Below are 14,136 nucleotides of genomic sequence, written 5' to 3'. Positions count from 1 at the left end.
TGTTTGCTAAAGTTTTTGATTATGTAATTGATTTGGAGTTTTGATTTTATATCACCCTAATTTTTCCCTGGGAAAAAATAGAGAAATTAATAATTTGTTTTGTCCATATTCCTTTATTTACCCTATTTTATCCCTATTGTAAAGATGTATACATTGTTTTTTAGAAATAGGTTATGGATCTTATGTATAATAATTTATTAATATCATCTCTACTGTTTGCTTTTTATATGATAAAATCATAAAAAGCCAAACTAATTGTATATTAAATTACATACGTTTATAAATAAATGATCATAGGCGTATTTCTACGATATATTAAAACATACCAAGCAATCAATTATATTCCTCTCACTGATGATGAGAATTTTTGTGGCTTAGTAGGTAATAACGGAGTAGGGAAAAGTTCAATACTGGAGGCTTTTGACTGTTTCTTTAATGGTCGAGCATGGAACCTAAATATAGCTACTAAAAAGAGTGGAAGCGGTGTGATAGCTCACATTGTACCAGTATTTTTTATCGAAAAAGATTTATTACCAGACAATTTAATATCAAAAGCTGAAGCGTTAAATGATACGGTTTTGAATATTAAACAAGAAGATATTGCCCCGGTCAATGCAGTCCATTTTAAGACCTTTTCTGCACAAATTTCTAAGATTAAACAAAATAAAAATATAGAGAAATATTATATTTTACCTATAGGCGTAGATTATAATGGAAAACCTAGTTTAAGTATTTTTAACTGCAAAAAAGTTGGTGAGGCATTATTTCAGAATGAATTTGATAAAGATTTCAATGAAGATCAGTTAAATATTTTGAATAACTTCGTTATAGAAATTAAAAGCAGAATAGAATATATTTATATACCAAAAGAAATTGATACAGAGCTATTTACTAGATTAGAAACAAAAGAAATTCAGGTTCTCATGGGAGAAACATTATCTGAATCATTAGAAAAAATAGTTACATCGGAGCAAATAAGTGCTATTAATGGAAAATTAAATGATTTTTTATCAATACTATCTGGAGAATTAAAATCTTATTCTTACAGAACACCAACAACTAGACAAAGAAATCTTAAAAAAAATGATATTTATAATTTGATTATTGAAGCATTCTTTAATGTTAGAAAGCTTAGTAAAAAGCAGGGTGATCAATGGTTAGAAATAGGCGCTCTCAGTTCTGGAGAAAAACAGAAAGCAATTATAGATGTAGCTTACAGTCTACTTAGGTATCGTAGGGAAGGAGGGAAAAATTTAATTATCGCAGTAGACGAACCAGAATCTTCTCTTCATATGTCAGCCTGCTTTGATCAATTTAATTCACTATTTGAAATTAGTCATGTATGCAGGCAGTTGATATTTGCATCTCATTGGTATGGTTTCTTTCCAACTATAGAGAAAGGTAGTATTGCGATCATTTCTAAGAAAGATGGTGAAAATAAGATTGATTTAATTAATTTAACGAATTATCGTGAGCAAATTAGACAACTTAAGAACGCTTCAAGAGGGAATTTACCTTATGATATTAGGCTAAAAAGTATTAATGATTTTGTGCAATCAGTTATAACAAGTTCAATGAATGATGAGCCTTATAATTGGATAATTTGTGAAGGTTCTTCAGAGAAAATTTATTTCAGTAAATATTTTGAGGACATCGTAGAGAAGAAGAAACTCAGAATAATTCCTGTAGGTGGCGCTTCTGAAATTAAAAAACTATATAATCACCTACTGGTTTCATATGAAGAGTTTAAAGATGAAATTAAAGGGAAAATAATTCTTTTATCTGACACTGATAGAGATTTAGTTAATTACGATACAAAAGAATATACGAATTTAATTTGTAAACGCATAATCAATTCAGAGCAAGAAAGAGTTACAAAATTAATTAAAATTAGTTCAAATCCTACTGCTCCGAAGACAGAAATTGAAGATGTACTTAACGGTAAGCAATTCTATGATACTTTAATTTCTTTTAAGGAAGAATTTCCTGAGTTACTCGGCTTCTTAGAAGAAAAAAATGATGTGTCTGAAGAGAGTGTTTATTTTGCACTGGATATAACAAAAACCCAAGCAGAAAATATTGAGAAGTTTTTTAATATAGGTAAAAATAAATATATTTTTGCAGTAAGATATACTGAGAAAATAGGCAATACGTATAAAGTCCCAGATTGGATAAATGAAGTAAAAAGTTGGATATAGTATTTCATGTTTTGTGTACGAGCCGATATAAAATTGTTATATTCTAAAGTAAAAGAATATATTCAAAAATCTATGTGTACTGCACTTCTAATGCTTGGTTTGGGGAAGGCGATCGCAAAGCTAGAATGGTTTAGCATTCATCTGAGTATGAACATTGTTATGAATAAAAAAACGGAGTTGATATAATGCAAAGTCCGATATCTACTCACTTGACTATTGAAGTTGAACAAGAAGATGACGGTCGTTGGATTGCAGAGATTATAGAAATACCAGGTGTAATGGTTTATGCTGCGACTCAACAACAAGCCATATCTAATGTGCAGGCTTTAGCTCTGCGAGTGATTGCTGACAAACTAGAACACGGGGAGATTAGCTTAGGTTTAACCAGTCTCACCTTTATTGCAGCATAAAGGATGGTGATATGAGTCAGTGGTCATCGACAAAAGCCAGACAAGTGTTAGCTGCACTAGAAAAAATTGGATGGATCGTTAAAAGACAAACAGGGTCGCATAAAATCTTAGAAAGAGAAGGTTGGGATGACTATGTATTTGCGTTTCGGGATAGTGATGAAATTGGCTCAAAAATGCTCGCTCGTATCGCTAAAAAAACAGGATTAAAACCAGAGGATTTATAAGAATTTGAGCATATGAGCAATGTAAAATATCAAAAAAGGGGCGTTGCTGAATCAGAATATGAAATGCCAGAAATACCTTTCTTTTCCTTTGTACCTTCGCGCCTTTGCGCCTACCGCAAGCGGAACGCCTAGCGGCGAATGCGTGAGATAAATTCATATCTCATTCAGCAACGCCCAATTTTTCATCAGTGGCAATATGTCTCTCAATCACTTAATACCTGCTGTCAGCCAGCTATCCCACCAAGACAAACTACGCCTCATCCATTTTCTCTTGTTAGAGGTAGCAAAAGAAGAAGGATGTAATCTCGAATCAACTGATGTTCACGAACCGGAAAACCTGCTATTAGAGCAACTAGCATCGACGGAAGCTGTTGTCTGGTCTCCCTATGATGCCCATGAAGCCGCCCAAACATTATCTGATATGCTTACCGTGCAGACTTAGCCTTCTAGCTGCGCCCAAGAATTAAATGATAGAGCATTTCTGCAACAAGCCACGCGATCGCAAGAAGGCGAGGCGTAGCACATCGCCCTACTCACCAACCAACCTCAGTGCTGACTCTGCAACTTCTGTGCTGACTCTGAAACCAACCTGAATCAACTGTGCAAAAATTGGTCTAGCGGCTTCTAGCTTTCCTTCCCGTTTCGCTAGTAGAATTACACCCAAAGTTCCCCGCACAGGAATATCTAAAGCCATAGCGGCTGTTTTAGCGGCGCGATCGTCTAAAATTGCTTCATAGCCAGGATTGTTGTATATCCAGGTGAGAACGTGACTTTCTCCTAAACCCAGACCCCATGCGGCAATTACTGGATCAATCTGTACGACATCCTGAATATAGCTAGATCCTTCATTCAAAATCCAGAGTTTGGCAGGATCATCATCTGGTGCAACGCAGATTTCCCGAACCACACCACTAGGAATAACAACTTCATCGCAGAGATCAAACAGCAGATGAATCTGATTAATTTTATTCAGCACAATTAATGGAGAAGCATTTACCACCCATCGTCTAGTCACGCTCCAACTCCTCAGCTAATTCTTCGGGAGTTACTTGAAAAGGTGAAACATTATAGCGATGCAATGCTTCTAGAAACTGATGGCGACTCACTCCAGCAATTTCAGCAGCTTTAGATTGAGAAATCGTACCAACCTCATACCATTTGACAGCTGCCGCTAAACGCATTTCCTTTACAAAAGTTTCTGGATTACTACGGAGTGCAGAAAATACATCATTTGGTAGTTCGATACTAATTTGTATGGTCATAGATTCAGTTGGATTTACAGATTTTTCCTGGGCTAACATCTATTAGCCACTATTAGCCATTGTATCTAATTCATTAGACGAATCAAATCTTTGTTTTCTATTTGTAACTTCAATTTTTCATTTTCTAGTCTCAACATCTCATTTTCTTGCTGAAGTTCAATCACCATATCTTGTAATTCTTGCACCTTAGACTTTTTCTTAATTGCTTCTTCAATAGCAACCTTGCGATTTTCCAAGCTAAACCATTTTTGATAAATCGATGTGTGCATATTCACAGAATGACCCAAATTATCAGCAGCAGCTTTAATTGGTATTCCCATTAAATGCGCTCTGATAGCCCAAGCGTGACGTAAATCATAGGGTTGAAAAGTAATACCGACAAATCTAAACCATCGGTCTGTACCATGTCGTGCTGAATTAATCTGTTGACTAGAAACTTTATTTTGGATTTTTGCTTTCAATAAGTCAATGGCTTCTGTATCAGTTTTTAAGTTAAAACTTTCCACCCAACGGGGATATAAAGGTAATGCTTCCCTTTCCCCTGTTTTACATTCTTCATTCACACGCCAAGTATTCATCGTATTATCTGATGATAACCACCAATCTAAATCAGGATTGAGAAAAATTTCTCTAGGTCTTAATCCATAAGTAGCTAACATTCCATATACCCAACGCCACAACTTCCAATTATTCCTATCTTCCCTTGTCAATAATTTACTAGGACGATTCAGGGCGTAAGTCTCAAACTTGAGATATTCCTGTTCTATTTCTGCATCAGTCGGTATATCACGCTTTCGTTGAGCAGCAGGTTTTATTTTCAGATTACTTAATTCTGGAACTTCCAAACCAGAACACTTACACAACACCCTAATAACTTTAATTAACTCATTTTTGACACTATCTGATGAATTACAACAGTTTACAGCTTCAATAAAATTGCCATCGTTTGCTAGTTTATCCTTGGGCAAATGTGCTTGAGCAATATAGCGATAACTATTAAATGTATTTTCACTTCTCAAAGTACGTTTTCGAGTTTGGAAATAATTGTTCTCAAAATCTGCAATCAAATCACCAATTGTTTTTGCTGTAGTTTTCTTGCGAGTTTTGCCTAAATATTTATCATTCCATTGAAATTGTTTTCTTGCTATTAGTCTTCCTAGCTCATGGGCTTCTTCTTCGGCAGTATTTAACCCATCAAAATTAAACGGAATACTCAAAGAAATGTCGTATTGCTTTGTTCCTATACCGTTTTTATCAACATCCCCTGGTTTAATGGGTAGGGTAGTTCTCAGTTGTAGTGCTTTACCAGATTTTCTGATGGAAACATTCACCCTAGCAGCTTTTAGTCTAGCATTTACCGCCTTTAACTCCATTTCCAGTTTTTCCGCCAGGTGATTTTCTTGATTTGTAACTGCTTGCATTCTGCCTAAATATCCTCCATCAGTGATGGCTGTTTGTTGAAAATCGGCAAATGCTTCCTGTGTTCTGTTCATACCCTAGATTTACCCTAATAAAAAAACTGTCCATCATTGACATTGATGACAGCAAACATTGTTAAAAATGAACATTTTCGGCTATTAAGAGCATATCATTGCTCTTTTCCGTGAAGGTAAAGCACAAGAAATTTACATCGTTACCTCCGGTGAAATGATGGCGATGTACGCTGCAAACAACATCGCTCGCGGTATTTTGAAATATGCTCACTCCGGTGGTGTACGTTTAGGTGGTTTGATCTGTAACAGCCGTAAAGTTGACCGTGAAGACGAGTTAATCATGAACTTGGCTGAACGTTTGAACACCCAAATGATTCACTTCGTACCTCGTGACAACATCGTTCAACACGCTGAATTGCGTCGGATGACCGTTAACGAGTACGCACCAGACAGCAACCAAGGTCAAGAGTACCGTGCATTGGCTAAGAAGATCATCAACAACGACAAACTCACCATTCCTACACCAATGGAAATGGATGAACTAGAAGCTCTGTTGATCGAATACGGTCTATTAGACGACGACACCAAGCACTCTGAAATCATTGGTAAGCCCGCAGAAGCTACCAAATAGATAATGCCGTAATGTAGGAGACACGGAGAAAGGAAGATGCGGAAGCAATTCCCCTTCCCACTCTCCCTTCCCACTTCTCCCTCTCCCCTCTCCATATCCTTTTTCCCCATTCGTAAGAGTCACTGAGGCAGACTATGACACCTCCAGAAAAGAAGAATCTTGTAGAAGAAAATAAGGAACTCGTCCAAGAAGTTCTGAAAGCTTATCCCGAAAAATCTCGCAAAAAACGCGAAAAACACCTCAACGTTCACGAAGAAGGCAAGTCTGACTGCGGCGTTAAGTCTAACATCAAATCCGTTCCTGGTGTAATGACTGCTCGTGGTTGTGCTTATGCAGGTTCTAAAGGTGTGGTTTGGGGTCCTATTAAGGACATGATCCACATCAGCCACGGGCCTGTAGGTTGCGGTTACTGGTCTTGGTCTGGTCGTCGTAACTACTACGTAGGTGTAACTGGTATCAACTCTTTTGGTACTATGCACTTCACCTCCGACTTCCAAGAACGCGACATCGTATTCGGTGGTGACAAGAAACTCACTAAACTCATCGAAGAACTTGACGTTCTGTTCCCCCTCAACCGTGGTGTTTCCATTCAATCTGAATGTCCCATTGGTCTAATTGGGGATGACATCGAAGCTGTTGCTAAGAAAACTTCTAAGCAAATCGGTAAGCCAGTTATCCCCTTACGTTGCGAAGGTTTCCGTGGTGTATCTCAGTCTTTAGGACACCACATCGCTAACGACGCTATCCGTGACTGGATCTTCCCACACTTCGACAAGGCTAAGAAAGAAAACAAAATTGACTTCGAGCCAAGCCCATACGACGTAGCATTAATCGGTGACTACAACATCGGTGGTGATGCTTGGGCTAGCCGTATGCTGTTGGAAGAAATGGGCTTACGTGTAGTAGCTCAGTGGTCTGGTGATGGTACACTCAACGAGTTAATCCAAGGACCTGCTGCTAAGTTAGTCCTCATCCACTGCTACCGTTCTATGAACTACATCTGCCGTAGTTTGGAAGAAGCTTACGGTATGCCTTGGATGGAGTTCAACTTCTTCGGCCCCACCAAGATTGCTGCTTCTTTACGTGAAATCGCAGCTAAATTTGATTCCAAGATTCAAGAAAACGCTGAGAAGGTAATTGCTAAGTACACTCCAATCATGAACGCTGTGGTTGAGAAGTACCGTCCTCGCCTCGAAGGCAACACCGTAATGTTGTACGTAGGTGGTCTACGTCCTCGTCACGTTGTTCCCGCGTTTGAAGACTTGGGTATCAAAGTTGTTGGTACAGGTTACGAGTTCGCTCACAACGACGACTACAAACGTACCACCCACTACATCGATAACGCCACCATCATTTATGATGACGTTACCGCCTACGAATTTGAAGAGTTCGTTAAAGCTAAGAAGCCTGATTTAATCGCTTCTGGTATTAAAGAGAAGTACGTCTTCCAAAAGATGGGTCTTCCCTTCCGTCAAATGCACTCTTGGGATTACTCCGAACCTAGCGATGGGGTGCAAATGTCAGATGAGGTAAGGTTTTTTGGTAGTGGGAGAAAAATAAGTCTATTTTTAGCCTAAATGCAGTTTGTAGGGTTATTTGAGAACAGTATATTTTTGCTGCTTAAGACAATATAACTCTTATCGGGTCTGGTTTTTGGGTTTTGGTTAGATTTCAGCTATATGAAAATTGTAAAATGAAAAACTATTTTTGTTGATATTATTTTAGATTAATTTGTGGTGGTTAGGCGATCGCATCCAATCGATATGATAACAAGCTAGTTGTAGGGTGCGTCAGCTTGGGTAGACTATCTCATAACGGAAATTAGTTAATGCTGACGCACCCTACTTGCTACTACTGCCTACTTATAAATCAGATATAAGTTGATTATCCTTCAAAACTAAGTAGACAGCCTGACTCATATTTTGAGCAGAATAGAACTGTTCCGCCGCATCCATAAATCCCTCCACTAACCATACGTTCGTGCCTCCAGAAATAAATCCGCCCAGAACAGGGATTGCTGCGCCTCCAGTTTTTGCAGCAATCTTTGCACTGATCTTAGCAACCGCTTTGGAAATTAATTTAGCCGAAAGCTTTGCTAAAAATTTAGCACTTCCTTTAATTAAAGATGATGTAATGACTGCTCCCATCAAACCACGAGATGCTGATGCTGACGGAGCTTTATTGTTAATTTTGATGCCAACTTTTCCTGCCGGAACTCTTGTTTCTAAAGTTCCTTCACCAGCCCAGATAGCAAGGATTATTTCTCTATCTAGATTATAATCAATATGACACCCTAACAAATGACCTATGCCGAATGCTCCTATAGTTGCATTCCTCTCACACAAAACAAGTTCAGGTGGTATCGCTGCTAGACCTACAGGCCCACCAATAGCTCCAGTTATAGCACCAGGTGTCCCGACAGCAGCTAGACGTTCTGCTTTCCACCAAAACACAGAAGAAAAACGCTTAATATCAGATTCAAGATTTAGCTGATCTTTTAGTGTCAACTTAAACAAGCCTTTCACAAATTTAGTTAACATACCTTCATCTTCGTTTGAAGATTCATCATTGGTATGTGCTTGATAGTCAGGTTGAACATCATTAGCGAAGTCATTTGAAGTACATTCTTCAAAATGTTCCATTAGCTTCTCATACGCAACATTTATACTCTTAAACTTTGCTTCTGCTTTTTGCTGTAATTTAGGATTATAGGCATAACGATCAGGATGCCATATCTGAGCTAAATCCCTGTAAGCTTGCTTAATTTCATCAACCGAGGCATCAGTGGAAATCTCTAAAATCTGGTAATATTGCTCTAAGCCGTCCATAATTTACCTGCATTATGAGTTGTTGGCAGTGGAAATTTTAAATCTATCGGACACAGAACAAGCACTGATGCAACTCCAAATACTCAGTAATATTAAGTATTTAAGATTAAAAAATTATTACATTTTCAAATAAAAAAAGCTATGAGGTGTAATGGGGTGTAAACCGAACATAATAAACGGATTACCCAATCTGATTTAGGTTAGTGTGCAATTAACTTGATTCTTCATGAAATCGAACAAAACGCACATTGTTGGAGATATCGGCAGTAAGCTCCCCTAAATCACTCTACAACTATGATTGAGTTAGCTTCATGGGCTGGCGATCGCACCAATGGCTAAAGTTAGCGATCGCACCCAATAAACATCATGCAATTACCTTGATTCAATAGGCGATCGCATCAAGCAACTATTGTAGGCGATCGCCATCACATTCCAAACAAAGCCTAATTAACTTGCTGTTGAGGATTTTGGTTTGACTTCAAACTCAAGCTGGGAACGATAAAAGCAAACATCGAACTCAAGAAAAAAGTTGGTTTGACCGAGAATTAGCGGTACATTTGGACTATGCACCCATGCAAACACTAACTCAACTGCTGGAAAATCTGCAATTTCAGCAGATGCAGATAAAGGTATAGCTGACTGATTACTGAGGTTTCCTGCTAACTGAATAATAGCTTGGCGATCATTCCAAGTTGATCCTAACTGAAGACCTAACTCGTAGGGTAAAACATTAACGGTAGCTCCACTATCCACTAAGCCAATTGTTTCAATACTTTTATCGCCTCGCCGTAAAACAAGTGGTAGTCTTGGTAAACTATCAAACTCGTTTTGTGTTGGGCTAAGAGTTGAATACTTAAATCGCATACATCATTAATGATCTATATCGGATTGCTTGAGTGCATCCATCAAAATTGCACCTGCTCCAAAGCTATTATATGGAGTTGGTAAATCGTAAGTTTTGAAAGGTTCTAATGGCAAAATATCCTCAGCTACGTCCAAATCCTCTGCTAGAATCCGAATGAGTTTGAGTTTTTCTGTTGCTGAAAGTCGCCTAACGGCAGGAAGTATCTCAGATAGGGTCATAAGTTCTCTACCTCAAGAATAATTACTCTACAGCTTAATTAATAATAACTTGATTCTTCTCAAAGCTGATGAATACGCCTGTCTAAATTTTAGCGATGCCTAGATTACACCACGAAGATCGCTCTCAACAAACATAGTGAAATTAACTTGATTAGCTAGGCGATCGCTACGGTAAGCTACGCCCAAAAAAGACACAGAGTAGGCGATCGCCTAGATTGATTAAATCCTCATTCAGCTTGGGTAAACTATTTCATCGTGAAAATCAGTTAATGCTGACGTACCCTACTTGTTTGTTTTTGGGTTTTGGTTAAATTGGGGTGACATCAAAACTGTAAAACGAAAGAGTATTTCGATTGTTATTATTTTAGATTAATTGGGGGCGGTTGGGCGATCGCATTCGTTGAATGAGATGATGAGGATGCGATCGCTGGCTATCTAGTAAGACTAGGATCAACTTTCTTTAAATAATCTCGAAATATTTGATTGTCAATAAGGAGATTCTTGATATCTGACGCACCCTAATAATATGCTAACGTACAAGAGACATTGTGTAAGCGATCGCACTAATGACTCAGGTTAGCGATCGCACTACAAAAATGCTAAGTCTCATAGTTATAGTGGTTAATTCCAAGGCACATAGCATTTATAATTTTTACACTAATTTTTGCTATACCCATGACAATCTTGACCATAGAAGCTCTTCGCACAGAAGCAGCTATATTTTCAGCCGCCGAGTCCATACACCCAGAACCATTGCTTTACGGTGTTACTGATGGGAAAGCAGTCGGAACATACATAGAACAAAAATTTAGACTTTATCTCAAAGAACACTATGAGTTTGTCCAGGGGAATTCTGCAAGCGGTATTGACTTTCCAGGGTTGCTAGTAGATGTCAAGGTAACAAGCATTAGACAACCACAATCATCATGTCCGTTCAAATCTGCACGGCAAAAGATTTTTGGGCTTGGGTATTCATTGCTGATTTTCGTCTACGATAAAATAGACAATAGTACCAATCGCACAGCAACCCTAAACATTTTGCATACGATTTACGTCAGTGCTGAAAGAACAGCAGATTTCCAGATGACTCGCGGAATCCGTAATATTTTGGCCAATGAAGGTAACAAAGATGATTTAATTGCCTTTATGAGCGATCGTAATTTACCCGTCGATGAGATTGAGGCGGGTAACGTCGCAGACGAAATACTTAGAAATCCACCTATGCAGGGATTTTTGACCATTTCTAATGCTTTGCAGTGGCGGCTTCAATATGGAAGAGTAATAGAACGTGCTGGTCAAGAAGATGGCATACTTACTGTTTACAGAAATAATCCATGATTCATAATGTTGAGAAAACAAAATTAGAATATGGAGATTTTCAAACGCCGTTAGAATTAGCTGAAAAAGTATGCGAAAAGCTAGTTCAACTGGGTGTAAATCCAGATATTATAGTTGAGCCAACCTGTGGCTTGGGAAATTTTATCGAGGCTGCTTCATATTCGTTTACAAGAGCAAAAAAGATTTTTGGAATTGAAATAAACTCTAATTATTTAGATAAAATTAAAGAGAAACAGATATTTTTAAATGATGAAAAATTCGACATTAGATGTGGGGATTTCTTTCAGGTTGATTGGTCATCAATCATAGGGCAATTAAATAAGGAAATTTTAATAATTGGTAATTTACCTTGGGTAACAAATTCACAACAAGGTAGTATTGATGGTGAAAACTTGCCAATCAAGAACAATTTTCAAAACTATCATGGATTAGATGCAATCACTGGTAAGAGTAATTTTGATATATCAGAATGGATGTTAATTCGGCTTGTGCAATGCTTGCAAAAGCATAATGGTTATCTAGCAATGCTTTGTAAAACTTCTGTTTCTAGGAAAATATTAAACTATATTCATTCTCAGAAATTAAATCTAGCTTACTCTGCAACTTATAAAATAGATACAAGAAAGTATTTTAGGGTAAATGTTGACGCTTGTTTGTTTTTATGCAAATTTGATTTAATATCAAAAAACTATTTTTGTGATATATTTGACAATATTGAAACTTCTAAATACTATCGTATAGGTTATCATAACAATGTTCTAATCAAGGATTTGGTTGCTTTAAAAAGGTTAAAAAATTTATATACTAATAAATCAAATATAAAATGGCGTTCCGGCATCAAGCATGATTGCGCGAGTGTAATGGAATTACAAAAAATTAATGATACTTTTATAAATGGATTGGGAGAAATTGTTGATATAGAAGAAACTTATCTCTTCCCTTTAATCAAAGGTTCTTATGTTGCTCAGAATAAAATAAATGCGACTGACAGATATATTTTGGTTACTCAAAAAATTATTGGTGAACCTACTGATAATATAAGAGATTTGGCTCCTAAAACATGGCAATATTTGGAAAAACATGAAAAATTATTAGATACTAGAAAAAGTAAAATCTATCAAAACAAACCAAGATTTTCTATTTTTGGTGTTGGCTCATATAGTTTTTCTCCTTGGAAAATTGCAATTTGTGGACTTTACAAGAAATTAGAATTTAGATTGATTGGTAAAATATCTGAAAAACCTACTATATTTGATGATACGGTTTACTTTCTCAGTTTTGAGGATGAAGAAATCGCCTTTAAAACCGTTGCGCTTTTAAATTCTTCATTAGCAAGAGATTTTTATTCATCTCTAGTCTTTTGGGACGAAAAGCGACCGATAAAGTCTAGTATCTTAAATAGTTTAGACTTAGAAGTTTTAGCAAAAGTCATACTTTAATTTTATGGCGATGAGTGCGTTAGCGCAGCTTACCGCAGGTATCGCTCCCAGCAGCCACGGTAAGTAATCACGATAATAGGGATTAGTGAACCGAAGGGTGCGATCGCGACTGTTGAAAACAAGCCTCAAATCCCTAGACTGGATTTAGGGTGGTGAAAAAATTAGTAATTATGGCATATAGTCAATTTACAACTATCAGTAAATTTAAATAACAGTGGAACAGAGGAAACCTCGACAATGCGCTGTCTCCTCCTAACTTTTTCTTGTGAAACTATCACCTATTTTGCTTTGGCTTTATGGGTACGTCCATGTCCTCGTAAAGTATCGATTTGATTTTTGATAGGCTCAAAGCGATAGATGGGCAATAACCAACGTCCAACTAAATTCATACCTACATACATTGGTGAACTGCTTGAGAGATAAGCCCGGCGTTCTAGCGAACAAGGTTTTGGGCTATAAGTTTGCGTACCCAAGGGTGCATATTCTGGATCGTGCCAATAATTAGTTTTGCGAATCGGATCAAGTTTATGATTGCGTACTCCCCCCACCTGATGTAAGTGTCGGGGAAGGATGGTAAGACAAGGATTTAAGACTTTAAAGCCCGCTTCAATCGCCCGTTGAGCCATGAATAAATCGCAACCTTGAATACCAAGTTGGTAATTATTTTTAAACGGAGCTAGTGGGGTTCTAAAAATCCAACAATCGTGTGCGCCAGCCACAGCAATATGAAACAGTTTCCAGCCACCATCTTTGGTTGGTTCATATCGAGATAGAGTCCAAAATTCTTCTGTGGTAATCTCTGCGGAGCGTTCTAAGGCGCTGTTTTCGTCGAAGTAGATATCACCATTGACGATAATGCCTACTTTATTACTCCCCCAATTATTGGCGACTTCAATCAACTCAGCATAAGTAGAACGATGATGTACAGGAATGATTTCTAATTTTTCGTGGGAAAATCCCTCCAAGTAACCATAGCCTGAATCCTGATCTTTTACTTCCAAAAAAACTTTCACAGCCTCAATGTAGGGATGTGCAAGGTTTCTTTCCAGACAAGTTAAAAATTCTTTAGCACGCTCAGGTTTACAGGGTGTGTAGAGTGTGGTTAGTAAAATGGCCATGCAATTCTCACTAAGATTAATTATAGTCAGGTGATATTGGTTGCTTGGGAATGCGAAAGATCAAGCACTTTTAAATTCCTGCAACCTAAACTACTAACTCTAGCAAATTCTTATCACAAAGTTTTGGGAAATCGCTAGTTTTTACGTGACTAATAATACAAGCTTATTCAGT

The 14,136-nt window shown here is 37.5% G+C and carries 14 protein-coding genes and 1 pseudogene; 8 read left to right on the top strand and 7 right to left on the bottom strand.

All coding sequences use genetic code 11. The features are described 5' to 3' along the window. Positions 1–287: 287 nt before the first annotated feature. From NOS7524_RS05965 to NOS7524_RS05945, 4 genes are all read left to right on the top strand, one after another. Positions 288–2,198, top strand: a complete 1,911-nt coding sequence (locus NOS7524_RS05965) for an AAA family ATPase (RefSeq protein ID WP_015137579.1) — start codon at positions 288–290, stop codon at positions 2,196–2,198. Positions 2,199–2,383: 185 nt separating this feature from the next. Further along, positions 2,384–2,608, top strand: a complete 225-nt coding sequence (locus tag NOS7524_RS05955; RefSeq protein ID WP_015137578.1) for a type II toxin-antitoxin system HicB family antitoxin — start codon at positions 2,384–2,386, stop codon at positions 2,606–2,608. An 11-nt stretch (positions 2,609–2,619) separates the two neighbouring features. Continuing rightward, a complete protein-coding gene (locus tag NOS7524_RS05950; protein ID WP_015137577.1) occupies positions 2,620–2,832 on the top strand; it encodes a type II toxin-antitoxin system HicA family toxin in 213 nt (70 codons plus the stop codon). A 196-nt stretch (positions 2,833–3,028) separates the two neighbouring features. Continuing rightward, positions 3,029–3,274, top strand: coding sequence for a hypothetical protein (locus tag NOS7524_RS05945; protein ID WP_015137576.1), 246 nt, complete (start codon positions 3,029–3,031; stop codon positions 3,272–3,274). Between the two features lie 87 nt (positions 3,275–3,361). Here the strand turns inward: NOS7524_RS05945 and NOS7524_RS05940 are convergent, their stop codons facing one another. The 3 genes from NOS7524_RS05940 to NOS7524_RS05930 all read right to left on the bottom strand — a co-directional run bounded on the left by NOS7524_RS05940 (position 3,362) and on the right by NOS7524_RS05930 (position 5,587). After that, positions 3,362–3,847 carry a DUF3368 domain-containing protein gene (locus NOS7524_RS05940; protein ID WP_015137575.1) on the bottom strand — a complete coding sequence of 162 codons (486 nt, stop codon included), beginning with the start codon at positions 3,845–3,847 and terminating at the stop codon, positions 3,362–3,364. Next, positions 3,840–4,094: a UPF0175 family protein gene (locus NOS7524_RS05935; RefSeq protein WP_041555582.1), complete on the bottom strand. Its 255-nt coding sequence runs from the start codon at positions 4,092–4,094 to the stop codon at positions 3,840–3,842. Before NOS7524_RS05935 ends, NOS7524_RS05940 begins: the two co-directional genes overlap by 8 nt. A 65-nt stretch (positions 4,095–4,159) precedes the next feature. Further along, positions 4,160–5,587, bottom strand: coding sequence for a tyrosine-type recombinase/integrase (locus tag NOS7524_RS05930; RefSeq protein ID WP_015137573.1), 1,428 nt, complete (start codon positions 5,585–5,587; stop codon positions 4,160–4,162). 109 nt (positions 5,588–5,696) lie between these two features. On the opposite strand from NOS7524_RS05930, the pseudogene nifH reads away from it, so the two are divergent. Together nifH and nifD are read left to right on the top strand one after the other, a co-directional pair. After that, positions 5,697–6,158 (top strand): annotated as a pseudogene (gene nifH, locus NOS7524_RS05925) (nitrogenase reductase); the annotation flags it as partial. 134 nt (positions 6,159–6,292) lie between these two features. Then, positions 6,293–7,735 (top strand): nitrogenase molybdenum-iron protein alpha chain, encoded by a 1,443-nt coding sequence (gene nifD, locus NOS7524_RS05920; RefSeq protein WP_015137572.1) that lies wholly within the window; start codon positions 6,293–6,295, stop codon positions 7,733–7,735. Positions 7,736–8,020: 285 nt separating this feature from the next. On the opposite strand, the gene NOS7524_RS05915 is transcribed toward nifD, so the two are convergent. The 3 genes from NOS7524_RS05915 to NOS7524_RS05905 all read right to left on the bottom strand — a co-directional run bounded on the left by NOS7524_RS05915 (position 8,021) and on the right by NOS7524_RS05905 (position 10,069). Beyond that, positions 8,021–8,986, bottom strand: a complete 966-nt coding sequence (locus tag NOS7524_RS05915; RefSeq protein WP_015137571.1) for a J domain-containing protein — start codon at positions 8,984–8,986, stop codon at positions 8,021–8,023. 447 nt (positions 8,987–9,433) lie between these two features. Then, positions 9,434–9,850, bottom strand: coding sequence for a hypothetical protein (locus tag NOS7524_RS05910; RefSeq protein WP_015137570.1), 417 nt, complete (start codon positions 9,848–9,850; stop codon positions 9,434–9,436). 6 nt (positions 9,851–9,856) lie between these two features. Further along, positions 9,857–10,069: a hypothetical protein gene (locus NOS7524_RS05905; RefSeq protein WP_015137569.1), complete on the bottom strand. Its 213-nt coding sequence runs from the start codon at positions 10,067–10,069 to the stop codon at positions 9,857–9,859. Between the two features lie 675 nt (positions 10,070–10,744). Between NOS7524_RS05905 and NOS7524_RS05900 the strand changes: the two genes are divergently transcribed. Next, complete coding sequence (locus NOS7524_RS05900; protein ID WP_015137568.1) at positions 10,745–11,407, top strand: type-2 restriction enzyme NspV; 663 nt, start codon at positions 10,745–10,747, stop codon at positions 11,405–11,407. Then, a complete protein-coding gene (locus NOS7524_RS05895) occupies positions 11,404–12,846 on the top strand; it encodes a restriction endonuclease subunit M (RefSeq protein WP_015137567.1) in 1,443 nt (480 codons plus the stop codon). The genes NOS7524_RS05900 and NOS7524_RS05895 overlap by 4 nt, the downstream gene beginning before the upstream one ends. A 278-nt stretch (positions 12,847–13,124) precedes the next feature. Here the strand turns inward: NOS7524_RS05895 and NOS7524_RS05890 are convergent, their stop codons facing one another. After that, on the bottom strand, positions 13,125–13,964 hold the full coding sequence (locus NOS7524_RS05890; protein ID WP_015137566.1) for a hypothetical protein: 840 nt from the start codon (positions 13,962–13,964) through the stop codon (positions 13,125–13,127). Positions 13,965–14,136: the final 172 nt, after the last annotated feature.

The organism is Nostoc sp. PCC 7524 (assembly GCF_000316645.1).
GTDB lineage: Bacteria > Cyanobacteriota > Cyanobacteriia > Cyanobacteriales > Nostocaceae > Trichormus.
This window is presented reverse-complemented; position numbering and strand designations above follow the sequence as displayed.